The 24,788-nt window shown below is 39.1% G+C and carries 22 protein-coding genes; 7 read left to right on the forward strand and 15 right to left on the reverse strand.

All coding sequences use genetic code 11. From position 1 onward, the window contains the following. Nucleotides 1–227: 227 nt before the first annotated feature. Together PYV58_RS18525 and PYV58_RS18530 are read left to right on the forward strand one after the other, a co-directional pair. Nucleotides 228–650 (forward strand): GspH/FimT family protein, encoded by a 423-nt coding sequence (locus PYV58_RS18525; protein WP_227504201.1) that lies wholly within the window; start codon nucleotides 228–230, stop codon nucleotides 648–650. A gap of 117 nt (nucleotides 651–767) precedes the next feature. Continuing rightward, nucleotides 768–1,943 (forward strand): thiolase family protein, encoded by a 1,176-nt coding sequence (locus tag PYV58_RS18530; protein ID WP_034609984.1) that lies wholly within the window; start codon nucleotides 768–770, stop codon nucleotides 1,941–1,943. A gap of 101 nt (nucleotides 1,944–2,044) precedes the next feature. Here the strand turns inward: PYV58_RS18530 and PYV58_RS18535 are convergent, their stop codons facing one another. Then, complete coding sequence (locus PYV58_RS18535; protein WP_034609982.1) at nucleotides 2,045–4,762, reverse strand: DUF2339 domain-containing protein; 2,718 nt, start codon at nucleotides 4,760–4,762, stop codon at nucleotides 2,045–2,047. A 162-nt stretch (nucleotides 4,763–4,924) separates the two neighbouring features. Between PYV58_RS18535 and polA the strand changes: the two genes are divergently transcribed. Further along, nucleotides 4,925–7,687 (forward strand): DNA polymerase I, encoded by a 2,763-nt coding sequence (gene polA, locus PYV58_RS18540; protein WP_034609980.1) that lies wholly within the window; start codon nucleotides 4,925–4,927, stop codon nucleotides 7,685–7,687. 137 nt (nucleotides 7,688–7,824) lie between these two features. Here polA and PYV58_RS18545 read toward each other — a convergent pair whose 3' ends face one another. The 5 genes from PYV58_RS18545 to ppx form a co-directional block, all read right to left on the reverse strand. Next, nucleotides 7,825–8,394 (reverse strand): YggT family protein, encoded by a 570-nt coding sequence (locus PYV58_RS18545; protein WP_004723028.1) that lies wholly within the window; start codon nucleotides 8,392–8,394, stop codon nucleotides 7,825–7,827. A gap of 26 nt (nucleotides 8,395–8,420) precedes the next feature. Further along, on the reverse strand, nucleotides 8,421–9,251 hold the full coding sequence (gene proC / locus PYV58_RS18550; RefSeq protein ID WP_004819135.1) for a pyrroline-5-carboxylate reductase: 831 nt from the start codon (nucleotides 9,249–9,251) through the stop codon (nucleotides 8,421–8,423). Beyond that, entirely contained in the window at nucleotides 9,248–10,627 is a 1,380-nt protein-coding gene (gene tilS, locus PYV58_RS18555; RefSeq protein ID WP_081407349.1) for a tRNA lysidine(34) synthetase TilS, read from the reverse strand. Before tilS ends, proC begins: the two co-directional genes overlap by 4 nt. Further along, on the reverse strand, nucleotides 10,564–11,388 hold the full coding sequence (locus PYV58_RS18560; protein ID WP_004819131.1) for an acetyl-CoA carboxylase carboxyltransferase subunit alpha: 825 nt from the start codon (nucleotides 11,386–11,388) through the stop codon (nucleotides 10,564–10,566). The genes tilS and PYV58_RS18560 overlap by 64 nt, the downstream gene beginning before the upstream one ends. Nucleotides 11,389–11,490: 102 nt before the next feature. Continuing rightward, nucleotides 11,491–13,011, reverse strand: coding sequence for an exopolyphosphatase (ppx, locus tag PYV58_RS18565; protein WP_004819129.1), 1,521 nt, complete (start codon nucleotides 13,009–13,011; stop codon nucleotides 11,491–11,493). 292 nt (nucleotides 13,012–13,303) lie between these two features. On the opposite strand from ppx, the gene trxA reads away from it, so the two are divergent. The 3 genes from trxA to PYV58_RS18580 all read left to right on the forward strand — a co-directional run bounded on the left by trxA (nucleotide 13,304) and on the right by PYV58_RS18580 (nucleotide 15,884). After that, nucleotides 13,304–13,630 (forward strand): thioredoxin, encoded by a 327-nt coding sequence (gene trxA / locus PYV58_RS18570; RefSeq protein ID WP_004723035.1) that lies wholly within the window; start codon nucleotides 13,304–13,306, stop codon nucleotides 13,628–13,630. Nucleotides 13,631–13,974: 344 nt separating this feature from the next. Further along, nucleotides 13,975–15,243, forward strand: coding sequence for a transcription termination factor Rho (rho, locus tag PYV58_RS18575; protein WP_004723038.1), 1,269 nt, complete (start codon nucleotides 13,975–13,977; stop codon nucleotides 15,241–15,243). A 380-nt stretch (nucleotides 15,244–15,623) separates the two neighbouring features. Beyond that, nucleotides 15,624–15,884 carry a hypothetical protein gene (locus PYV58_RS18580; RefSeq protein ID WP_034609976.1) on the forward strand — a complete coding sequence of 87 codons (261 nt, stop codon included), beginning with the start codon at nucleotides 15,624–15,626 and terminating at the stop codon, nucleotides 15,882–15,884. Between the two features lie 558 nt (nucleotides 15,885–16,442). Here the strand turns inward: PYV58_RS18580 and PYV58_RS18585 are convergent. The 3 genes from PYV58_RS18585 to pheS form a co-directional block, all read right to left on the reverse strand. After that, nucleotides 16,443–16,739, reverse strand: coding sequence for an integration host factor subunit alpha (locus tag PYV58_RS18585; protein WP_004723042.1), 297 nt, complete (start codon nucleotides 16,737–16,739; stop codon nucleotides 16,443–16,445). Beyond that, a complete protein-coding gene (gene pheT, locus PYV58_RS18590; RefSeq protein ID WP_034609974.1) occupies nucleotides 16,736–19,117 on the reverse strand; it encodes a phenylalanine--tRNA ligase subunit beta in 2,382 nt (793 codons plus the stop codon). The genes PYV58_RS18585 and pheT overlap by 4 nt, the downstream gene beginning before the upstream one ends. Nucleotides 19,118–19,247: 130 nt before the next feature. Then, complete coding sequence (pheS, locus tag PYV58_RS18595) at nucleotides 19,248–20,228, reverse strand: phenylalanine--tRNA ligase subunit alpha (RefSeq protein ID WP_004723046.1); 981 nt, start codon at nucleotides 20,226–20,228, stop codon at nucleotides 19,248–19,250. Nucleotides 20,229–20,445: 217 nt separating this feature from the next. Here pheS and PYV58_RS18600 point away from each other — a divergent pair, with 217 nt between their 5' ends. Then, on the forward strand, nucleotides 20,446–21,474 hold the full coding sequence (locus PYV58_RS18600; protein ID WP_034609972.1) for a hypothetical protein: 1,029 nt from the start codon (nucleotides 20,446–20,448) through the stop codon (nucleotides 21,472–21,474). Between the two features lie 44 nt (nucleotides 21,475–21,518). Here the strand turns inward: PYV58_RS18600 and PYV58_RS18605 are convergent, their stop codons facing one another. The 6 genes from PYV58_RS18605 to rplT form a co-directional block, all read right to left on the reverse strand. After that, on the reverse strand, nucleotides 21,519–22,067 hold the full coding sequence (locus PYV58_RS18605; protein ID WP_034609971.1) for an NADAR family protein: 549 nt from the start codon (nucleotides 22,065–22,067) through the stop codon (nucleotides 21,519–21,521). Continuing rightward, complete coding sequence (locus tag PYV58_RS18610) at nucleotides 22,064–22,564, reverse strand: GNAT family N-acetyltransferase (RefSeq protein ID WP_034609970.1); 501 nt, start codon at nucleotides 22,562–22,564, stop codon at nucleotides 22,064–22,066. Before PYV58_RS18610 ends, PYV58_RS18605 begins: the two co-directional genes overlap by 4 nt. 288 nt (nucleotides 22,565–22,852) lie before the next feature. Beyond that, a complete protein-coding gene (locus tag PYV58_RS18615) occupies nucleotides 22,853–23,383 on the reverse strand; it encodes an adenylate kinase (RefSeq protein ID WP_034609968.1) in 531 nt (176 codons plus the stop codon). Between the two features lie 97 nt (nucleotides 23,384–23,480). Then, the gene (locus PYV58_RS18620) at nucleotides 23,481–23,678 is read right to left on the reverse strand and encodes a hypothetical protein (protein WP_004723056.1); all 198 of its coding nucleotides are present in this window, start codon (nucleotides 23,676–23,678) and stop codon (nucleotides 23,481–23,483) included. A 135-nt stretch (nucleotides 23,679–23,813) separates the two neighbouring features. Then, a complete protein-coding gene (locus tag PYV58_RS18625; protein WP_034609966.1) occupies nucleotides 23,814–24,191 on the reverse strand; it encodes a hypothetical protein in 378 nt (125 codons plus the stop codon). Nucleotides 24,192–24,417: 226 nt separating this feature from the next. Then, on the reverse strand, nucleotides 24,418–24,777 hold the full coding sequence (rplT, locus tag PYV58_RS18630) for a 50S ribosomal protein L20 (RefSeq protein ID WP_004723060.1): 360 nt from the start codon (nucleotides 24,775–24,777) through the stop codon (nucleotides 24,418–24,420). Nucleotides 24,778–24,788 lie beyond the last annotated feature (11 nt).

The following is a 24,788-nucleotide window of genomic DNA, read 5'->3' on the forward strand; positions in this document are numbered from 1 at the left end:
TTTAGCAGTAAAAGAAACTGATAGTAATAAATATTTTACTACGTTAACATTTCAATTAAATTTAATAGAAAAATCATTATTTTTCAAATAAAAAACAAGACTTAACAGAAGACCCAAAGATGTATTTTTATTGTAAAGCGCGAGGTCTTACCTTGTTCGAGCTTATTACCACTATTTGTATCCTTACAATTATCTGCTTAATCTGTTTGCCCCATTATCATAATTGGATGCAAAAACAAGAGATTAGAATCATTTCCACACATATTCAACAGCATGTTTCTTATGCAAGAAGTCAAGCTTTAGTTCGACATACCACTGTAGTGATTTGCTCATCTGAAGATTTAATTCGATGTGAAAAAGATAAATGGAACAAAGGATTACTTATTTTTACAGACAAAAATAAAAACAAGCAGATTGATGAGGATGACCACATACTCCTCAAAACTGAAAATAAAATTAAATATGGTAAGCTGACGTGGGTCGGAAGTGCCAGCAGTAGAGATGTATTGACTTTACAAGGTGATACAGGTTTACCCAGAGGTTCACCTGGAAGTTTCTATTATTGTAGCCAATATGATGCAGAAAATCATAAGCGCTACAAAATCGGACGAATGGGTGCAATAAATTTAGGGCCACCACCTGAATGTTAAAAACTGTTCTCTACGGTCAGCATATATTCAATCGCGAGACTTTATTCTTATACTATTTTTTATATACTGCTTAGGTTTTGGATATATTCACAGAATAATCATTTGGAGATTAAAACAATGACTGACATCGTAATTGTGAATGGTGCACGTACAGCTATGGGTGGTTTTCAAGGAAGCCTGACCAGTTTGACTGCGCCAGAACTAGGTGCTGCGACGATTAAAGAAGCCATTGCCCGTGCTGGCTTACAACCAAATGATGTACAAGAAGTCATTATGGGATGTGTTTTACCTGCGGGTTTAAAACAAGGCCCAGCACGCCAAGCGATGCGCAAAGCTGGTTTACCTGATTCAACTGGTGCTGTAACCATTAACAAATTGTGTGGTTCAGGCATGAAAGCAGTTATGCAGGCTGCGGATGCAATCAAAGCAGGTTCAGCAGATGTGATTGTTGCTGGCGGTATGGAATCGATGACCAACGCACCTTATCTTTTGCCAAAAGCACGTAGCGGATATCGCATGGGCCATGGCGAAGTAAAAGACCATATGTTCTTTGATGGCCTAGAAGATGCTGAAACAGGTCGTTTAATGGGGTCTTTTGCCCAAGATATGGCAAATAGTAAAGGCTATACCCGTCAACAGATGGATGATTTTGCGATTCGTTCTTTACAACGCGCACAAAAAGCCATTACTGAAGGTTGGTTTAAAGACGAAATCGTTTCTGTCACAGTTTCAAGCCGTAAAGGCGATGTTGTTATCGATCAAGATGAACAACCATTTAATGCCAATATCAACAAAATCCCTAGCTTACGCCCTGCGTTTGCCAAAGATGGAACGATCACTGCAGCCAATGCCAGTTCAATTTCAGATGGTGCATCTGCACTGGTTTTAACCTCTGCGGATCATGCTCGTGCAAAAGGTCTTCAACCTTTAGCAAAAATTGTTGCCTATGCTTCAAACTCACAACATCCCTCTGAATTTACCATCGCTCCAGTAGGTGCAATCCAAAAGGTACTGAATAAAACCGGTTGGGATGTTCAAGATGTTGACTTATGGGAAATCAATGAAGCATTTGCTATGGTTACTATGTGCCCTATCGATGAATTTAAATTGGACGCTGAAAAAGTCAATATTCATGGTGGTGCATGTGCCCTTGGCCATCCTGTTGGTTCTACAGGCTCACGCATCATCCTGACCTTGATTCATGCTTTAAAACGTACTGGTGGGAAAAAAGGTATTGCTGCCCTTTGTATTGGTGGTGGTGAGGCAACTGCTGTAGCGATTGAAATTCTTTAAGCATTTCAATCCTTGAATTAAAAAAGAGGCGTCTACGAGTTGGTAGACGCCTCTTTTATTTTACTTTCACCTGAATAACTTAAATATCGCTCAATTCATAATTAAGGATTTAAATTTTTCTGCTCTGGAATCGGGGCAATATAAGCAATAATCAGCATCACAAAACCCGCGCCCAAGAAAGAAATCACACGCGTTAACGTTCCAATATGAGATAAATCAAACAGTACCAATTTTAAGGTGACAATCACCAAAATGCTTCCCCCTAAAATCCATAAAGGACGTAATAACTTACGGCTAGCAAAGCTCATCGCAATAAAGGCTAAGCTCACCCAAAGTAAGGTTAGGCTCAGTTGCGCAGTGGCATCTTGCCAAAGACTCAATTGGTTATAAGGTGTAGCAAAATACACATGTAAGGCTCTTAGAACGATATAGCTACTCAGCCATAACAAACTTAAAACACACAGCACTGCAAGTATTCCATGGTCGATTCCCGGCTTTAAACCGTGTTTAAATTGAAGATTCAGCATCCAGAAAAAACCAATTAACATGGCGATACTAACCAAATCAAAGGGATTTAAGATTGGTAATAAATATCCTTGAAATGCTTGTTGTGAAAATAGCTGAGAACAAATCATCCAAATTAACATCAGTAACAAACTGCTTCGCGTTTGCCAAAACATCGTCCATTCTGAGTTTTTCTGAAAGAAGCACCATCCACAAAACACTAAAGGTAAAATTACCACGCTGATATAAGGCATCGTTGCAATTAAACTAAGACTGCTTAGACTTAAACTGATTAAAACACCTAAACTGAGCCATTCACTTTCAAACTGTAGCCCTTTTGCAGGTCTTAACCAGACTGCCGCTAGCACTAAACCTGAAACTGCGATACCCCATCGTTCAATATCACTGGTCCATAGCAACATGCCATTTTTACTAATATCCAATAATAAAATGAGTGTAAATACATAGACGGGAATTACCCCAATCCATTTTGCAATCAACCATGTTGATCTGGCCTTTAGCCATAACATCAACTCATTCATCAACAGATAAGCAATAACCACAATCAATACAGTGTATATATATCGATTTTCTCCCTCTAAGTGATCAAGCAATAATGCAAGAATCATCGTGGTTGCAGAAATCATCAGCAGGCTTAAAAACAAGGTCGTTATTGAACTGATCTGTTTGCGAAAATCATCATGGCTATTTGCCAATAACACCACGGCGATATAACTTAAACTTAAGCACCAATACATCGTGGTTGGAAAATCAGGCAATTCAAACAAGTAATAAAGGCTTGAACAGCCTGCAACAATCAACAAGGCAATCGCCATATAACGACTGATCACCGATTGTCGATATAAAGCAAAACCAAAAATACAGAGGCCTTCAACAGCCCAACCCACCACACTCCACTGACCATGCAGAAGAATCGGTGGAATTAAAGCAATAAAAATCAATGCCAAACTAAAATAACTTTGAGAAATCAGTTGAATAGATTGGTTACGTTTTGAAAGCTGATAAATCCCAGCAAACACCACAGCAAAACCAAGGCTAAAACCAGCAAGGATCAGTTCTTGGTGAAAATACATTAAATATAAAAACAAATAGCCAATAATCGGTGCGCCAAAAATCAATGCAACATCTAAACTGGGTTTCAGTTTAAATTGCTCAAGATCCTGTTTGGCGATCAATTGACTGAATCGAAAACCAAGCCAAATGAATACTGTGAGATGTGCAAGAATAAGTATCGTGAGTGATTGTTTTTCTTGACTATAGCCATGATAGAACGCATAACCACCACCAATGATTACAGTCACTAAAAAACCGATCTGATTTAAATATTTCCAAGGTCTTAAGGTACTGAGTATAGCAATCGCAATGTTAATCACTAAATAATAAGCCATCAGTTCTGCTACCGTTGCATTTCGCACAGGCAACGTAAATGGTGCAATATAAGCAATAAGCACTGCCATCAATGCCAATTCCACGCTTTGCTGCTTTAAACTTAAACTCAGTGTCAGTGCCATAATTACAGCAAAACACAAACTTGCTAGATAAAGACTCGGAATCACCTGATTGTAGTAGGCAAAGAATAAGGTTAAAAATAATCCTGCCAGCCCCAAGCCCTCTATTGCTAAGGCAAAACTACGATTTTTATTTTGTAGCAACACACCCAACGCTGTGATTGCACCACTAGACAAGGCAACGATTGAAAGTTTGACCGCTAAACTTAATTGCCAATGCTCTGTCGCAAAACGCAGCAATAACACAATACCAATCACCAAAACCAAGATTGCAACTTTCAAAACAGGATTGCCTTGAAAAATCCATTGACGAATTTGCCCCATTAAGTTTAGAGACGAATCTTGTGGCGTGCCGATGTTTTGTTGTATAGATGATGGATGGTTTAAATCTGGAGATTGTTGTTCTGACAAATTCAAGTGTTGAATTTGCAATTGAACTTGGCTCAAATAGCGCTCTAAACGGCGTAACCAGCGTAAGAAAAAGAAAATCCAAGCAGTTAGACCTAAACCCACCATCCAACTCAAATGCAGTGTTAAACCTACAACAGCAATAATCGAAGAGACATATAATGGCACTTTCGAGGTGCTTTGCAGTGGAACCCGTGTCTGTTGCGCGATCTGTTGCAATGGATCTTGAATCGCATCCACATACTGCATCACACTCATGACAAATGCCAAACCACAGATGTAGGTCAATATCCGTGCATCCAAAAACCATGCACTGACTGCGATAATGATCAGCATCATTAACCAAATGATGCGAATTTCACTCTGCCCTTTGAGCATATTTCATCTTTCTCGATCCTGAGTAACTCGATGATACAACAGCCTTGCCTGATGATTACGTGAATTCATCAGATATTCAGTAACACAAGGATGACTGTTGCATCTTCGCAAGCGCAAAAAATCACGTACAATAAAGCGGTTATTTGAATTAGGAAAATATCAATGCCACCATTTGTATTGGTCGATGGGTCATACTTTTTATTTCGTGCTTTTCATGCACTCCCACCTTTAACCACATCAACTGGATTACAGACCAATGCGATTCGCGGGGCAATTTCTGCAATTCAAAAACTGATGCGTCGTGTGCAACCAACACATATGGCGGTTATTTTTGACACACCTGAACCCACTTTCCGCCATGTACTGTCACCGATATATAAAGGTGACCGCCCAAGCATGCCAGAAGAATTATCACAACAAATCCCTTATTTGCATGCCTTGATTCGTGCTTTAGGTATTCCATTACATACACTTCCGGGTGCTGAAGCGGATGACATCATTGGAACCTTGGCAAAACGTGCTGAAAAAGCCGGTCATCAAGTTTTAATTTCTACGGGTGATAAAGACATGGCGCAGTTGGTCACGGATAAAGTGACCCTTGAAGACAGTTTTAAAGACAAACCGATGGATGTCGATGGTGTAATCGAAAAATTTGGCGTCCGTCCAGATCAAATTATTGATTATTTAACCTTGATGGGTGATGCCTCTGATGGTATTCGTGGTGTACCTGGTGTTGGTGCAAAAACGGCCGCTAAGCTGTTAAATGAATATGGTACGATTGCTGGCATTTTAGAAAATGTTGACAATATCAAAGGTAAAGTTGGACAAAGTTTAAAAGACAATGTTGAAGGGATTGCACTTGATCATCAATTGGCAAGTATAGTTATCGATCTCGATTTAAGCTTGAGCTATGATGATTTAAAGCTGTGTGAACCTGATGTTGAAGCATTACGCAACTTGTATACTGAACTTGAATTCCGTAATCAATTACAATCGCTAGATCATCCAAACAATCCCAATAGCCCAGCCTATAAACAAACAACACAAAGTATTGGCAAAACTGAGCAGCCTGTTGAAAATGAAATTACAGATCAAGCAACAAGTTCGAGTGTTGATGACCGCCTTGGTGAAGCCACTTATCATACTGTTTTAAGTCAAGAAGCATGGGATAAGCTCTTCCAGCGCTTAAGCACAGAAAAACGTTTTGCAATTGACACTGAAACCACAAGTTTAGATTACCGTATCGCTGAAATGGTCGGTTTTTCAGTGGCTTTTGATGCCAATGATGCTTATTACATCCCATTGGCACATGATTATGAAGGTGCACCTGAGCAACTCAATCGCGATGCGATTATTCAGCAAATCAAACCGATTCTTGAAGATCCAAGTGTTGAAAAAATTGGACATCATTTAAAATATGATGCACATATTTTTGAAAATCACGGTATCCATTTACAAGGCTGGTATTTTGATACCATGTTAGCCTCTTATGTCTTGAATGCAGTGACAACACGCCATGGTATGGATGATGTTGCGCGCGTTTACCTGAGCCATTTAACCACGACTTTTGAACAAGTTGCTGGTAAAGGTGCAAAACAAAAGACCTTTAATCAAATCGAGATTGAAACCGCTGGACATTATGCCGCAGAAGATGCGCATGTCACCTACCGTCTTTATGAAGTTTTAGAACGTAAGCTGAAAGAAATCCCTGAACTGATCAATATCTTACATCACATTGAAATGCCAGTAGCCAGTGTTTTGGCGACCATGGAAGAAAATGGGATTGAACTTGATCTAAGCTTCTTGGATCAGCTCAGTGTGGACTTTGCCAATACCATTCAAAATCTTGAAAATCAAATTATCGAAATCGCTGGCGAATCTTTTAATGTCGGTTCACCCAAACAAGTCGGTGAAGTTTTATTTGAAAAATTAGGTTTAAAAGGTGGCAAAAAAACTGCAACGGGACAATACAGTACCTCTGAAGCGGTTTTAGAAAAAATCGATCATCCAATTACTGAACTGATCATTGAGTATCGTGGTTTAACCAAGCTTAGAAGTACCTATACCGAAGCCTTAGTCAAACAAGCCAATCCCGATACCCATCGCGTACATACCAGTTACCATCAAGCCTTAACAGCAACGGGACGCTTGTCTTCAACCGATCCAAATCTACAGAACATTCCGATACGTGAAGAAATTGGTCGTCAGATTCGTAAAGCCTTTATTGCACCTCAAGGGCGTGTACTTTTGGCAGCCGATTATTCACAAATTGAATTACGTTTAATGGCGCATTTCTCACAAGATGATGCTTTGGTTGATGCCTTTCAAAATGGGCAAGATGTACACCGCCGTACAGCATCTGAGGTCTTGGGTGTCGCGCTGGAAAATGTGACCTCTGATCAACGCCGCCAAGCCAAAGCCGTTAACTTTGGTTTATTGTACGGTATGTCTGAGTTTGGTTTGATTCGTCAACTGGGCTTTACTCGTGAAGAATCGCAAAACTATATTAAGCAATACTTCCACCGTTATCCGGGTATTTATGAGTATATGCAACGTACCCGCCAAGTGGCATTGGAACAAGGTTTTGTAGAAACCATTACAGGTCGTCGTTTATATACACCAGATATTGACGCTCGAAATATGATGGTGCGTAAAGGTGCGGAGCGTGCTGCGATTAATGCCCCACTCCAAGGCTCTGCGGCTGAAATCATTAAAATGGCGATGATTGAAGTCAATAAAATTTTACCTCAAGACCAGGCCAAACTTTTACTTCAAGTACACGATGAATTGGTGTTTGAAGTTGATGAAGCTATTGCAGATCAGTTGGCTGCACAGATTAAAGATGTAATGCAAAAAGTCGTTACCTTATCGGTACCTTTAGTTGTTGAAGTCGGTCAAGGTAAGAATTGGGGTGAAGCACATTAAGCCTTTGAAACGTTCCCTAACTTTCTAGAACAGGGTTAGGGAGCGATCATCTTTTGTTGAAAACATACTCAATGTTATATTTTTAACATGCACAAAAAAAGGACTCTATTGAGTCCTTTACTATTTAAACCGGTGAATTAAAGACCTGTTAGCAATGCAATCGCAGCATAATCCATAACTTTTTCAGCAATGATCAATGCCAAAATCGCTAAAATTGGAGAAAGATCAATCATTCCCATATTTGGCATGATACGACGGAACGGCGCCAATAAAGGTTCAGCAAGCTCTTGAATGACTTCAATATAAGGTGATCTCGACTGAGTAAACATCACCACCCAACTGAGAATAATGGTCGCAAAAATTAAATAGCGACAAAAACGAATCAGGTCTTGGATCATGGTCACAAAAGTTAGAATGATCAAATGTACAGGACTATTGGGTATTGCACCTTGCAAGTACATCATTCCAAAAATTTTAAGCAGATATAATACCACCAGCAAAACTAATGCAGCTGTATTTACTCGCCCTTTGGCCAAAGGCGGAAAAATTCGCCCAAACATATCCACAATTTTTGTCGCTTTAACTGTCGACATCACCACTGGATTGTATGGACTCACCATGGCCAATTGCATTAAAAAACGAAAGAATACGAGCAAAATCGCTACGTTAATAATAATGCCAAAAATTTGCGCAGAATTTGCACCCATACTGGAACGTTCCTAAAAATCAATAATTATTTAATGCTGTCACTTAATTCTTGAGCCAGTTCCTGACTACGCTTCTGCGCAGCAGCTAAAGCTGTCTGAATATTTTGAGAAATTTGAGCACGATCAAATACTTCTAAAGCAGCTTGTGTAGTGCCGTTTGGAGAAGTCACATTTTTACGCAATTCTGAAGGTGCATTTGAGCTGGTAATTGCCATTTGTGCTGCACCTAGTGCTGTCTGTAAAGTTAAAGCAGTCGCAACCTTTTCATCTAAACCCATATTTTTTCCAGCACGAATCATGCTTTCCATCATATAGAAGAAATATGCAGGACCTGAACCAGAAACAGCAGTCACAGCATCAATCTGTGCTTCAGAACTCACCCAAAGCGTTAAACCTGTCGCAGCAAGTACTTGTGTTGCCAATTCGCGGTCTTTAGCACTGACCTCTGGTTTCGCAAACATACCATGTGCACCAGTTTGAACCAAAGCAGGGGTATTCGGCATAACACGAACAACACGCTCACTGCCGGTTAAGTCTGAAATCGTTTTAATTTCAGCACCAGCAACGATCGAAATCAATAATTTATCTTCGAGTAAACCTTTTAATGGTTTAAGTACCCCACCCAAAACTTGAGGTTTTACAGCAAAAACAACAATATCGGCATTTTTAATTGCTGCGATATTATCATCAGTCACATGAACATCTTTTTCTTGTAGCAATTGTCGAATGTTTTCAAAGGGATCAGAAACTGTAATACGTGTTGCAGGTAATCCACGACTCAACAAGCCACCGATTAGGGCTTGTGCCATATTCCCACCACCAATGAAAGTAATATTACAATTTAACGCTGCACTCATGAATCACGCTCGACCTTAGTTTTTAACTCAGAGATTAAATTTGGTTGCCAGCCACCCACTTCACAATATTCAGATTGCGCCAACCAAAAACCATTTGGTGTAAACACCCCAAGCATAACATTATCTACACTTAATATTTGAATTGTATGACGCATCCACGGAAAAATATGTGCTTCTTGAATGGCTTTTTTCAAAGGCCAAGCACCGACTCTGCCATAAAGATGAATTTTTTCACCCCCCAAACGCGGCTTTAATGTTAGCTTATGATTGAATAATGCAAAAGCCAGGCCCATTTTAGAGCTTTCGATCTGAAACACACCAGATGTGAATTGTAGTTGTTGATGAAGCTGAAATTGAACTTCCTGTTCTTGAGGCAATTGTTTAGATTTTGATGCTAAATATTGGTTTTGTTCAATTCGATACAACTGATTTTGATAACGTAAATAATAAAAATGATTCCAATGTAAAGCAGCTTGCGCATCTGTTTTAGACTCAATTACTTCATCTTGTAGCCTTTGCACCATATCCAAGGCTGGGCGATATATCCCCTCACCTTTCATCCATACCGATAAAAGTTGCCGCTGTCTAGCAGGGGAAAGAGAGGCCAACTTGGCTAAATCCAATTGTGCAGGATGACCACAAAAGCTTAAATCCTGCTGTACCACCTCATTGAGAATTTCATCAGCATCTTGCATTAAATAGCTGGTACGTGCCAATGCTTGCTGCATTTTAGGATAACGACTTTGCAAAATATGCCAAAGTTCATGTCTACACCATGCACGGTCATAATGTATATCTAAATTGGAAGGATCATCCACATAATCAATTTGCAGTTGCTCAACCCATTGGCAAATCTGCTCACGGGAAGTATCAAGTAAAGGTCGCCAAATCAGCAATTGATCGCGCTGATCGATGGATTGCATCGCAGATAGACCTGTAACCCCAGCACCTGACAACAAACGCAACATTAACGTTTCAGCCTGATCTTGCTGATGATGTGCAAGAACCAGTACCTCATTTTCATCGATATGCTGTAAATAGGCTTGATAACGTGCTTGACGTGCTTGATTCTCAAGATTGCCTTGAGCGACTTGAACCGACTGACGAATATAAGGAATATTCAGCGCTGTGCATTGTTGAGCAACAAAATCAGCCCACACATCACTGACTTTTTGCAGTTGATGATTGACATAAATTGCACGAATTTGCTTGGGAAAAAGTTGTGCCATCAGATGTAGCAACAGCATGGAATCCATACCACCACTACATCCGATTAAGAAACGGGTATTTTCAGGAAATTGAGAATACTGTTTTAAGAAGCAAGACCTAAATTGTCGCTGCCAAACTTCATTAAACGTTGATAACGTGCTTCGCATCGTTCTTCCGCAGTCATTGGCTGTAATTCATCAAGCGCTTGTTTTAACACATCCTTGAGTTTTTCCATAACCTCAAAAGGATGTAAATGAGCACCCTCACCTTCATCAACCACATATTCAACAATACCAATTTCTTTGAGCTTGTCAGCAGTTAATGCAAGTGCTTCACTGGCTTGTTCTGCTTTATCTGCAGTTTTCCAGAGAATAGAAGCACAACCTTCAGGTGAAATCACAGAGTAAATACTGTGTGACAGCATAATAACGCGATCTGCAACACCGATGCCCAAAGCACCACCAGAACCACCTTCACCTAAAACTGTTGCAATGACTGGCACTTTAAGGCTTGAAAGTTGCGCCAAGCTGGTTGCAATTGCTTCTGCTTGACCACGCTCTTCAGCACCAATACCCGGGTATGCTCCCATGGTATCAACAAAGGTAAACACAGGAAGATTAAAGCGTTCCGCCATATCAAGTAAGCGTTGCGACTTTCTGTATCCTTCAGGATTACACATCCCAAAGTTATGCTGTAATTTTTCACGCGTGCTACGACCACGGTGTTGACCCACAACCATTACAGGTTGACCGTTAAAACGGGCCAATCCACCCACCATTGCACCATCATCACCGTATAAACGATCACCATGCAAGGTATCAAATTCAGTAAAGATTTCGCCTACGTAATCCAAAAATTGCGGACGCTCAGGGTGACGTGCAATTTGAACCGTTTTCCAAGCTTGAGATTGAGCAGCTTTATTTTTCATAAGTCGAGTATTATCCCTAATTCACCGATGGATTACGCATCGGAAGTTTAGGTTTAAGTGATATAAAATGATTGATCACTCTATCATCACCAAACCTTTAAGTTAATCGATAAACTGTTCCGACTGAATATTCAATTCAATGTCCCAATGCTTAAATTGCACTTGCTCGTCATGCAAATCTGCAACCAGCAATGGCCATTGTTTGGCATCACCAGAAACGCTGAGTTGCCATTGTTGCTCATTCTCTACCGTCAATTCAATGGCAGGAAGCATCTCATCGCTACGACTATGATTCAGTAAAACTGCAAGACGAAGCAACAAACACAAGTACACAAGCTTGTTGCCGCCCACTTTTAACACGTCTAGTTTGGCATCTACGCGTAATTTACGACGGTGATGAGCGACCAAATGTGACAAATGGTTTTGATCAATTTGCGAAAAACCGGGGATGTCTGAATGTTGTAATAAGTAAGCACTGTGCTTTTGATAACCACTATGGCTAATGGCTAAACCGATCTCATGTAAATAAGCAGCTCGACGCAACAGATCGCTATCATCACTGTTTAAGTTGAGTGTATTGGCCACAGCATTAAACAAATGTTGTGCTGTTTCAACCACGCGCTCTGCCTGTTTTGCATCTGCGCCATAGCGTCCCATCATCGCCTGTACACTACGATCGCGAATATCTTCATGTTGGAAACGGCCGAGCAAGTCATACATTACACCTTCACGTAATGCCCCATCTGAATACACCAATTTATCAATATTCAAGACTTCGAACACAGCATAAAGGATCGCTAAACCCGCAGGTAATACTGCTCTGCGATCTTCTTTTAAACCATCAAATTCCATATCTGAAATATTTTTAAATTTCAGCAATTTGTCTTTTAATTTTTCTAAACCTTCACGAGTCAGATTCTCTTGCTCATCACTCCAGCCCATATTGACCGCAATTTGGCGACATGCTTTGATGGTTCCACTAGAACCGACCACAGTATCCCAGCCCGCAGCTTTATAGGTATTTGCAATCGAAGATAATTCTTTACGCGCAGCAACCACAGCTTTATCAAAAGCTTTGTTGTTAATATCACCATCAGCAAAATAGGCTTTAGTAAAGGCCACACAGCCCATTTGTAAAGATTCGGTATGAATCGGCTCGAACTCTTCACCAATAATCAGTTCAGTAGATCCACCACCAATATCAATCACCAGACGACGACCACTATTGGCCATGGTATGGGAAACACCCAAGTAAATGAGTCGGGCTTCTTCTCGTCCCGCAATAATTTCAATCGGCTTTGGCAAGATCTCCGCTGCTTTTTGAATAAATTCATGTCCATTTTTCGCTTGACGCAGCGCATTTGTCGCGACAATTCTGAGTCGAGTCGGCTGTACTGAACTTAAACGCCCAACAAAACGCGCTAAGCAAGCCAAGCCCCGTTGCTGTGCAGCTTCAGTTAAGTTTTTATTTTCATCTAATCCAGCCGCAAGCTGAACCTTTTCTGACATAGAAGCAACTTTCTTAACTTCACCATGATCCACACGAGCAATTGCCAAATGGAAACTATTTGACCCCATATCAATCGCAGCAAGTAATTCTTCATCAATCAAAAAATCAGACATTATTTATACAAACTCATACTGAATTGCTGCTTAGATTAATTCACATACACGCTTTTTAAAAGCCATTTATTTAGACAATTTGATGAGTCATTATTTTTTCAGCATATATGACAATTATGTGACAGTTTCACTGCTTTTTCTAAAGATCCGATTGTAAATATCGTGAGCATCAATTGGACAAACTCACAAATTAGAATGAAAATTTAAGTATCCCCCTACATTGTTAAAGATGACTATGTAATACTTATATCCATAGATAGATTCATCTTTAAAATATTTTGGAGCAAAATCCATGTCTGGCAATATCGTAAATACCACTGATGACAACTTTGATGCAGATGTACTTCAATCTGATATCCCTGTAATCGTAGATTTCTGGGCAGGCTGGTGTGCACCGTGTAAAGCGATTGCACCAGTCCTTGAAGTACTTTCAACTGAATTTGAAGGTAAAGTTAAAATCGTTAAAGTTGATGTAACTGCGTGTGAAGCAACTGCGGTCAACTACAACATTCGTAACATTCCAGCATTATTGATGTTTAAAAATGGTGAAGTTGTTGCTCAACAAATTGGTGCAGTGCCAAAATCTAAATTAACGGCATTCATTGAAGAAAATATTTAATTTGCTGAATTTATACATTATTTGTATAAATCTAGGAAAATGAGAAATACGCTTGATTTTCTAGCGTATTTTTTTTCGACTATAATTTGACAAACTTGTTGATCTAACTTATATTCCATGCTCAAGGAACATTAGGATTCTCTTCCTGTTTCTTAAAGGACAACACATAAGATCGCCGTTCGGCAACAGAAATTGTTTTACATATTTCTCCTCGAAAGAACTACATAGATTCTGAGTTTGTTTTTGTGTCTATACAATTTCAACTCACCTATTACACTGCTGGCGACTTTTGCTTCTTTTCTCTTTATCTGTGTTCCACACATCCTTATTCAATCTGACCATTTATGAATTTAACTGAACTCAAGAAAAAACCGATCGGCGAACTCATTAAAATTGCTGAGTTTATGGGCCTTGAAGGAATGGCTCGTAACCGTAAGCAAGACATCATTTTTGCCATCCTCAAACGCCATGCAATGAATGGCGAAGAAATTTTTGGTGATGGTGTTCTTGAAATTTTGTCTGATGGTTTCGGCTTTTTACGCTCCGCTGCAGGTTCTTATCTTGCAGGTCCGGATGATATCTATGTTAGTCCTTCACAAATTCGTCGTTTTAATCTACGAACTGGTGATACGATTACAGGTACGATTCGCCCACCTAAAGAAGGTGAACGTTACTTTGCATTATTAAAAGTTAATCAAATTAACTATGACACCCCTGAAAACTCACGCAATAAAATTTTATTTGAAAACCTCACACCGCTTTTCCCAACTGAGCAATTGGTTATGGAACTGGGTAACGGTTCTTCTGAAGATTTGACAGCGCGTGTTGTGGACTTGGTTGCACCCATCGGTAAAGGTCAACGTTCAATTATCGTAGCACCGCCAAAAGCGGGTAAAACGATGTTATTACAGAACATTGCCCAATCTATTGTACGTAACAATCCTGAATGTTTCTTGATTGTTCTTCTGATCGACGAGCGTCCTGAAGAAGTGACAGAAATGGAACGTACTGTGCGTGGTGAAGTTGTTGCTTCAACCTTTGATGAATCTCCAGCTCGCCATGTACAAGTTGCTGAAATGGTGATTGAAAAAGCCAAACGTCTGGTAGAGCACAAAAAAGATGTTGTGATCTTACTTGACTCCATCACGCGTTTAGCCCGTGCTTATAACACTGTTGTTCCTTCATCTGGTAAGGTACTTACCGGTGGTGTTGATGCCCATGCCTTAGAACGTCCTAAACGTTTCTTTGGTGCTGCACGTAATATTGAAGAAGGCGGTTCTCTTACCATTATTTCGACTGCATTGATTGAAACAGGCAGTAAAATGGATGAAGTGATCTACGAAGAATTCAAAGGTACAGGTAACCAAGAAATCATCCTTGATCGCCGTATTGCTGAAAAACGCGTCTTCCCAGCAATGAATATCAAAAAGTCAGGTACGCGTCGTGAAGAGCGTCTCATGAGCGAAGAAAACCTACGTAAAGTATGGATTCTTCGTAAACTTCTTCATCCTATGGATGAGTTAGTGGCGATGGAATTCTTGTTGGATCGCATGAAAGAAACCAAAACCAATGATGATTTCTTTGATCAAATGAAGCGCAAAGCTGCCAACTAATTCCATAAATACTTAAAAAGGCTACTCTAAGAGTAGCCTTTTTATTTGGTTGACATTATTTACATAAATATACAATCATCGAGTTTCAACGTTACACGATATTGCAAATATTTGAATATAAAAATTATTCATCAAGATTTTTTATATTTATTAATAACTTATTTATCAATAAACCAATCTAAAAACGCAACTTGATTGTAAAATACTGTTAAAAAACCATCATTTTTTCATCAATTTGGTCAGTTTTTTTAAGATAAACAGTAGCAATTCAAAATGCGCAGTGATAGCATATTCGCATACCAGTTAGACTGCTCATGCAAAAAGCAAAAAACAGGCTAACTTGGGTTTTTTGTCTCTATTAAATTTATGAGAGTGATGCCATGTTATTCAAAAAAATCGCTATTGCTGCTGCAGTTGCTACTACTTTAGCTTTCGTTGGTTGTGCTAAAAAAACTGAAGAAGCTGCTGCTGATGCAAACGCTGCTGCTTCTCAAGCTGTAGAAGCTGCTTCTGAAGCTACTGCTGCTGTTGACGCTGCTGCTGCATCTGCTACTGATGCTGCTGCTGACGCTACTGCTGCTGCATCTGATGCTACTGCTGCTGCTGCAGACGCTTCTGCTGCTGCTTCAGCTGCTCAATAATAATCGCTTAGATTATTATCAAGAAAAGAGAACCTTTTAGGTTCTCTTTTTTTTTGCTTTGTTTTTTACTTTAAAGTTTAAATAATCATAAACAAGCTGTATCACCCTTCGCTACTGAACCCGTAAATCCAATAAGTACAAAACTATACCACTCTATTTTACTTTGCTTATCAACCGTTAAAATTGCAAGCGTATTGGATCATCTTAACCAATACTAGAATAGGTTTACTTATTTGCATTTTTATAAAGATGCTAAGAATTTTCTTAAAATAAATTTATCCCGCATAAGGGTCTCACTTTTACCCAACAATTACACTATCTCTCACTACTCTGTTTTTTAACCAAACCTCACGCACATAAACCCATTTGATCTTTGGGTATTGGGATAAAAAAGCGATATTCCAGTCTTATCACTGTGATTACAGCAAAAATTAGTTAATCGAATCCAAATGATGTTTATTTCTGGCAATAAAAAACCCCAAGCAGATTACTCAGGGTTTTTATCTTACAAAACTTTTAGATTACAGAGCTTTCATCTTACGACACACAAATTGCCGATTAATCTTCTTGTTCTGTACCCACACGTTGTCTAAATTTTTGACCTGCACGGAATGTTACAACTCGACGTGCTGAGATTGGAATCTCTTCTCCAGTTTTAGGATTTCGACCTGGACGTTGACGTTTGTCACGTAGTTCAAAATTTCCGAAACCTGAAAGTTTGACTTGTTCGCCTGCAATTAATGCTTGGCTAATCTCGTCAAAGAACAACTCGACCATTTGTTTTGCTTCACGACGGTTTAAACTCGTAAGCTCACTTAAATGATCAGCCATTTCTGCTTTTGTTAATGCTGTCATGAGGCCCTCAATGTCGCTTGATAAGTGTCTTCTAACACTTGAATAATATGATCCATACCGGATTTAATCTCAGCATCTTCGAGTGTACGTGATGGATGTTGCCATAACAATGCAAATGCTAAAGAGCGCTTACCTTGTTCAACACCTTGCCCTGTATACACATCAAATAACCAAGTAGAGTCTAAAAGCTCTCCACCCGTTTTTTCGATAAGTTGCTGAATTTCACTAACATTAATCTTATCACTAATTACAAGCGCAATATCACGTCTAACCGATGGAAATCGTGATAATTCTGTAAAATTAGATACATAAGTTTGCAAAACAGCCGATTGGTCGAGCTCTGCGATCCAAGTTGTGCTCAAATCCAGTGCATTTTCCAAAGATGGATGTAGACGACCTAAATAACCTACTGATTTCCCATCCACGAGAATTTCCGCAGATTGACCTGGATGTAACCATTCACGATCAGAACGAACATATTCAACTTGAACACGTCCAGCTGCTAAAATTTCTTCGACCTCGCCTTTGAGATCAAAGAAATCCATAACTTGAGCTTTTCCATGCCAAGATTCAATTTGTTTTGATCCTACAGCAATCATAGCCAAAGTTGGAATCTGTTTCAAATCTTCTATACTTTTCGCGTTTTGATAATCAAAACGTAGCCCTAGCTCAAAGAAGCGCACACGACTTTGTTGACGATTGATATTGTACTGAACACACGGAATTAAGCTTGAAAGTAAAGTTGAACGCATGACCGCCAAATCACTTGAAATCGGATTTGCAAGCGCCAATGGATTTACTTGTGAATTCAATTGTTTTTCAAGTTTTAAATCTGCAAAACTAAAACTAATCGCCTCTTGATAACCCAGTGTTACTAAAGTTTGACGTAACTGAGTCAGTTCAAATTGATCCTGATGTTTAGCAAGTTTTACATCAATCACTGGCAGACTAATTTGAATATTGTCATAACCATGTATACGCGCAACTTCTTCAATTAAATCTTGATAAATTGCCATATCGTAACGATGTGAAGGTGGTACAACAGTCCATTTACCTTCAGCTGTTACAGTCACAGCACAACCTAAACGTTGCAACGCATCTGTAATAAATGCAGTAGGAACTTGATAACCTAGCAATTGATCCACTTGCGCTTGATTCAACTCAATTGCTTCGCGTTTAGGCAACAATTCAGTTTTTTCAGATACGGTAATTGGACCGAAATCACCACCTGCAAGAGTTTGAATCAATTGTGAAGCGCGTTGCATTGCGATCATAGGCAATTCAAAGTCCACACCACGTTCATAACGTTGTGACGCATCTGTATGCAAACCATAACGACGTGCGCGCCCTGCGATATGTAATGGTGCAAAGAATGCAGATTCAAGGAAAATCTCTGTGGTTTCATCTGTTACAGATGAGGACAAACCACCCATGATGCCTGCGATCGCCAATGCTTTTACATCATCTGCAATCACCATAACATCTTCGGTCAATTCAATTTCTTGTTCATTTAACAAAACAAGCTTTTCATTTGCACTTGCCTGACGCACATGCACTGAACCTTGAACCTGACCACCATCAAACGCATGTAACGGTTGACCAAGTTCCATAAGCACATAGTTGGTAATATCAACAAGAATACTGTGTTGACGAATACCTGAACGTGCTAGAGCTTGCTCCATCCATGCAGGCGTAGCTGCTTTGGTATTTACATTTTTAATTACACGACCTAAGTAACGAGGGCAACCATCCGTTGTCACAACAACTTGCTTCTGATCAGCAATCGTAGCCGCAACCTCTTGAATTTCAGGTGCTGTTACAGGCAATTGGTTAATTACCCCAATTTCACGTGCCACTCCACGAATACTAAAACAGTCACCACGGTTTGGCGTGATGCTGATATCAATCACATGATCATCAAGATTTAAATATTCTCGAATATTTGTGCCTACAGGCGCATCAGTAGGAAGCTCTAACAGACCGTCAATTTTATCTTCAAGGTCAATTTCTGAAGCGCCGCAGAGCATCCCTTGTGATTCAACACCACGAAGTTTGCCTTTTTTAATTTTAAAATCGCCTGGAAGCACTGCACCAATGGTTGCAACTGGCACTTTCATTCCAGCACGTACATTTGGTGCACCACATACGATTTGCAAAGGTTCACCCGAACCAATATTCACTGTGGTGACACGTAAACGATCTGCATCAGGATGCTGTACAACAGTTAAAACTTCACCAATCACCACACCTGTAAATGGTTTAGCTGCGGGAACCAGTTCATCAACCTCAAGTCCCAACATGGTCAGTTGATCAGACAAAGTATCGCTATCAATTGCAGGGTTGACCCATGTGCGAAGCCAATTTTCGCTAATTTTCATTTCTAAAACCTATATTCAATATCTATGAATTCCTCTCTGACTCCCCTTTAAAAAGAGGCAGAACCCTTCGTCTCATTATCTTGGACATCCCCTCTCCTTTTTGGAGAGGTCAGGGAGAGGTATAAATTTGTTAAGCAAATTGGCGTAAAAAACGCACATCGTTTTGGTAGAACATACGCAAATCATTGATGCCATAACGCAACATTGCGAAACGCTCTACACCGAGACCAAATGCAAAGCCTTTATATTTTTCAGGATCAATACCCGCAGCTTGTAGAACATTTGGATGTACCATACCGCAACCCAAAACCTCTAGCCAACGACCACGCTCATCCATAATATCCACCTCAGCACTTGGCTCAGTGAATGGGAAATAAGACGGACGGAAGCGTACTTTTAAATCTTTCTCAAAAAATTCATTTAGCAGATTAATCAACAAACCTTTTAATTCTGCGAAGCTGGTATTTTCAGCAACGTATAAACCTTCGATTTGATGGAACATTGGAGAATGGGTTTGATCTGAGTCACAACGATAAACACGCCCTGGACAAACGATACGAATCGGTGGTTGCGAGTTTTCCATTGTGCGTACTTGTACACCAGAGGTATGGGTACGTAGTAAATGATTTGCATCAAAATAAAACGTATCATGCATCGCACGTGCAGGATGATGTCCTGGAATATTCAATGCTTCAAAGTTGTGATAATCATCTTCAACTTCTGGCCCTGTCGCAACAGTAAAACCCGCTTTGGTAAAGAATTGGCAAATACGTTCTTGAACCTGAGTAACGGGATGAATACTTCCTACAGCTTGCCCACGTCCTGGCAAAGTAATATCAATTGTTTCACTTGCTAGCTTTAATTCTAATTCAGCTTTCTGTAATTCAGTTTGGCGTTCAGTCAATGCTGCACTGATCGCTTCACGTACTGCATGAATTGCAGCGCCCTGAACTTTACGCTCTTCAGGGTCCATTTTGCCAAGTGCCTTAGATTGTTCCGCAAGCTGGCTTTTTTTCCCTGTAAATTGCACTCGTACTTGGTCGAGTGTAGTCAGGTCTTGAGCTGCTGCAATCGCAGCGAGCGCTTCAGTGGTCAGGGCTTCCAGTGACATAGTAACTCTCAAAGCAATATTTTAGAAAAATAATATAACTCTATATTCTAACAGTTTTTATGCAGTTGAATGAAGTTTCCGCTTTACAAAAAATACGATTAGTCACAACTTATTCTAAATAATTTGTATATTTCCCTGTTTGATTCCTGTTGAAATGCTAGAACTTTGATTTATAAAAAGTATAAAATGGATTTAATGTCGCTGAGATCTATAAAAAATGGCACTCGATCAAATCTGGAAACGTCAACTTACACTCGTCACTTATGGCAATGAGTATCTCACTCAAGGGATCAGTTTTTCTCGTTGGGTCAATCATGCCATTTTTAATCAGCATGCTTTTGGCTTCCGTGATTTAACCAAACAGCACCTATTGGCACAGCATTTTCAGATTTGGCTTGAAGGGCTAAAAAAACAAGGCGTGTATCGACTCAGCTTACATAGCGCGAGCATTTTAAATGATGAACAAAATCCAAATGCCAATGTTGAACTGTTAGCCATCCCCCACTTTATTGTTAGCCATGATCAACAAAAGAAAACTGCATGGATTTTTGGTAAAGAATTGGCAGAATGGTATAGCGCAGACAATGATTATGAAGCGCCTGAGCAACAACGCCCCAATTTACGTACCGAGATTTTTTGGCGCTATGATCTCAATGCAAAATTGATTAAACGGATTGAACAAGATTTAGTTCAACCGAATTGGGATGATATTCAAGTTTATACAGACAATGAATTGTTCGATACTCAATATGCCAAAGGTTTTCCAGAACCTGTAAATAAAGATTTACCTTATTATGGATTAGATGAAACGCTATACACGAACGAGGATTCAAGCCTTAAACTTGCGCTGTTACCCACTGACTATCAAGCTGATTACGCACATGAAACCTTCTGTCGTATCGATGCATTAGAAAGCTTTATTTCTACAAAATTAAAGCATCCCTATGATGAAAATGAGCAAATCATGAGCCCTGAAGAACAAATGAATTTGCGCCATTTCCTCCAAAAAGTTGAAGATTTAAAATCAAAATTTATTGTTAAAGTTGCAAATCATTATAAATCTGCACGCTTAACGCCTAAACAAATTGCTTCACCCTTTGACGCGCATGAAAATATCAAAACCGAGCAGCGTCAAGCGTTTAACAGCAAGACAAATCCTGAGCATAAACCCGGTAAAACAGGTGTTTTTGCATTAATTATTGTGACCATTTTAATCTGCCTTGCGGCTTATTATTTTGGACTATAATGTCTTATCTATTTGATAAAATGAATCTTAAAAAGAAAGCAACATTAAAGTTGCTTTCTCACTTCCATTAAGGCAAAACCCAAAAGATTTAAACCTTGCCATGCGTTTGGATTTGTCGCATTAACATGATCTGCTGCAAGTCCAATCCCCCAAATTTGATCTACAGGCGAGGCTTCAACGATGATCTGATCTGAGGTACTCAGTAGAAACGTTTTAAGATCATTGTCTTGAGAAAACTTGGCCAAATTACCTTGAACCACAATTTCATAACGATGAGCAATCCAAATCTCATCTTGATAATTTTTGACCAAACGACCTAATGCTTTTATTTTCTTAGGATCATCTGTTTGTAAAATTTTCTGAAAAATATCCTCGTCATTAAATAGTTTGGCTTTCTGCGCCATCATATACTGTTCTGTACTTTGATAATTGACACCATCAATTTCAAATTTTGCAGGAAACCATTGACTTAAACAGCTCTTGTCTATTTTTCCAGAAGTCTTTTGACTATGCCCCCAAAAACACAAATAACTATACTTTTGCCCGTTCTTTACTTGTTCTTGTAAAGTTGTTAAAAATTGAGAATCACTCATTTTATTGTCCTATGATTAATATCCCACTGATACGATACTTCTGTTATGCCATCACCATAATCAGAAAGAATCTCTTCTCCAAGTACATTTCCCCCTAATTTCTCATAGAAATGACGGCTTGGATTTTTATTGATCACGCCCAAGCGAATAAATTGATAATGTTTAGCATGAGCATATTGATAAAAGCGCTCAAACATCTCACGACCAACACCTTGTTTTTGAATTTTCTTTAATAAATAAAAAGCTTTAATTTCAGCAACATTATACGAAGTATTTAAATAACCACTTAAAAAACCAACAATTTGACCATCTTGTTCATACACCAATACATGATAATCCTGATGTGAAAAAATCTGTTGCCAAAGCTGTACTCGTTCTTCAATATTTTCGCGCTCTATAATTTCTTGCTTAATCATACCTGTATAGGTTTCATTCCAACTTTGCACATGTACTTCAGCAATCTGCTGAGCATCACCTAAAACAGCTAATCGAATCATATCATCCTCATTTAATTAGGACTCACCTCGAAAGCAAACTTTATACCCTTCAAAAATTAGGTAAAAAACTTTTTATATTGCTTAATCTTACATGTTTGTATCTTTCGCGCGATATCATGGATATCAGCAACGGGGGAAAGTACTGCACACCCCCCATCCAATCCAAGATTTTTATCACGCTGTATGCCAAGTACAAACATAGCTGTCTGTAGCGCGGCTTAATATTCAATCAATACAAGGTATAACAGGATAAGTTAACTTTTAAGGAGTTTTGTAAATTATAACGCGTCAAATAGATGCTAAAAATTGATCAGCAGCTTTTCGCGATTTTAAATGGATAAATCGAATATGTGAATATTGAGGATCATTCATCATCGTTATATATTGCTGACGATTTTTTTGATGCGTTTTAATCATCCACCAAATAATCGAATCACGACTAAACATCTTACTAAAACTTTCACGATTATTTGAACTCTTCCAAAGTCTGTGTCTAAAAATAGCACAACGAACAGCTCGTTGTATGGATTGGTAAAGATTGATATAAAAAGGGATATCTAACCAAATTACGGTATCGATATCTCGCCATTTGATCTGCGTAGTTCGCGTATAATTACCGTCTATGATGAAACCAGATTTAGCTTGATCTAATTTGGCCTGAATTTTCTGAAAAAATGCAGTATCGGTAGACTCTTGCCAATCATCCAGCCAAAATAAATCATCCAATTCAATGTAGGTGAGTTTTAATTTTTGAGCCAATCTTATTGAAAATGTTGTTTTTCCTGACGCAGAAGTCCCCACGACATTGATGCGGTTCATAAATCTAAGAACTCTCTAAAAATAAAAAGTAGCTAAATAAGCTACTTTAGATCACGTAACAACCCAATCATGATTCAATCATTTTAGCTGACGTATATCAAAATACGGGTCGTATGCTGAGTATTACTTTATGTTCATTTGCATGCTGATTAATATAGTGCTCAACTGCTGTTACTTCACCTTTAACTTCCGCATCTGCACCATACATCACTTTTAAAACTTCCCCAACTCTGGGTAGTAGTTGCAACTCAACTTCAATTGCGCCTTGTTGTAAACCTTCAATCTCAACACGCATACCCACTCCATCATTTTCTATTATTCGTTGTTCTACTCTATGCGAGCTATTTCTAAAACAATAATGTTTTCACGTTGATATTGTGTAATGTGTATGCAAAGTTATTTGAATGTTTAAATCATTCGGATGGCCTGCTCAATCAGCATAATCCAAATCGTCCTCATCAATATTGATAAAATTTGCTGGTGGTGTAATTTCAAACCTGACGGCTTTAATCGTGAGATGATCGAGTAATTTTGCTTTTGCCACACGATGCATACCATCCATCACTCTGCCATCAGCAGATAGAATAATTGGATAACTTAGATCTGCCTGTTGTATCAGTTGAAAATGTTCAATCATTTGCTGTGTTGTTGGATGTGTATCTGGAAACCAATACGCTTCATTGAGTTCTTGTATATCGGATAATAGAACCTCATCGATTGGAAAATCTCGGCTTAGTTCAACCAGATGATGCACATCCCAAATAAAAGTGTCTTTACCAACTTGGCGAAAGTGATATTGTTTACGCATAAGACTAGATTCTATAGTTTGGTCAATTCAATGCCATAACAAAATAGTTAGAGCATCCGTAATAACAAATTATACATCAATACAAATTTTACTGATTATCGCTGTATTCGAACAATCAAACTCAATGAAAACTCATCCTAAAAAGTTCCGGAAAGGGTTTGAAAATAAATTTTTAGGCATAAAAAAGACCGCTATAAAAGCGGTCTTTTTTAATCATCGAAGATGATTAAGCAGCTAATGCGCCTTTAGCTTTTTCAGCTAAAGCAGCAAATGCAACTGAGTCATGCATAGCGATGTCAGCAAGTACGCGACGGTCGATGATCACTTGAGCTTTTTTCAAGCCATCGATCATACGGCTGTACGACAAACCATTTTGACGAGCACCAGCATTGATACGCGCAATCCATAGAGCACGGAATTGACGTTTCTTTTGACGACGGTCACGGTAAGCGTATTGACCTGCTTTAATTACTGCTTGGAACGCTACACGATAAACACGTGAACGCGCGCCATAGTAACCTTTAGCACGAGCAAGAATTTTTTTATGACGGCGATGAGCCTGTACACCACGTTTTACACGAGCCATTTATAATCTCC

The organism is Acinetobacter sp. TAC-1 (assembly GCF_029025845.1).
GTDB classification, from domain to species: domain Bacteria; phylum Pseudomonadota; class Gammaproteobacteria; order Pseudomonadales; family Moraxellaceae; genus Acinetobacter; species Acinetobacter guillouiae.